Origin of the sequence: Mesorhizobium sp. M7A.F.Ca.US.005.03.2.1 (assembly GCF_003997795.1) — a bacterium.
Lineage (GTDB): Bacteria > Pseudomonadota > Alphaproteobacteria > Rhizobiales > Rhizobiaceae > Mesorhizobium > Mesorhizobium ciceri.
The window spans coordinates 1-679 of the sequence record NZ_RZRP01001490.1 but is presented as its reverse complement, the minus strand read 5'-3'; the positions used below and the strand labels follow the sequence as shown (position 1 = coordinate 679).

Here is a 679-nt window from a genome sequence, read left to right as displayed (position 1 = left end):
AGCTCTGGCAGCTTTCGCAACGAGAGGGCGGCATCAATGCCGCACTCTTTTTTTGCGAACCTCGGTCCGATGAACGATCGACGCCAACGCCGGCCATCGGCGTTAGGGCAACCTCAAAAGAACTGTCGAGTTGGTTGCGCGCGGCTTTGCGTCATCAGAGGCGCAAGGCGGTCGCGTGTGAGGATTGCGCGCTCCCATAGGCGGTTTCGGCATGTGCCTCGCCTTCGACATCGACATTGCGGCCAAGCAGGAAATCGGCGGCTTTCGAGGCATGGCTTGCGGCGCGGAAGATGGCGCGGTTGTCCTCGCGCAAAACCGTCAGCCATGAGCCGATGTAGTCGGCATGGCGCACGGTCGGCTCGATGCCGAGACTGCTGCAGATGAAGGCTGATGCGATTTCGGCGACCAGTTCCTCGCGCGCATAGGTGTTGGACCCGAAGGAGCCGGACAGGTCGCGCGCGAGTCGCCTCGGGTGGCCGGTCCAGTGGCCAAGCTCGTGAAAGCAGGTCCGGTAATAGTCGATCTGGTGGAAGAAAGCCGGCTGCGGCGGCACCTGTATGGTGTCGCTGCCGGGCATGTAGAAGGCGCGCTCGCCGCCGACGCGAAAATCAGCGCCGGTTGCATGAATGAGCGCCTCGGCCTGCGGGACCATCTCGCGCTCAGGCAGAGGCTCGCCGGC

The 679-nt window shown here is 63.6% G+C and carries 1 protein-coding gene; it reads right to left on the bottom strand.

The genetic code is table 11. From position 1 onward, the window contains the following. Positions 1–154 precede the first annotated feature (154 nt). Positions 155–679, bottom strand: a 525-nt coding sequence (locus EN991_RS38675) for a zincin-like metallopeptidase domain-containing protein (RefSeq protein ID WP_245461207.1), incomplete at its 5' end; no start/stop codon positions are given.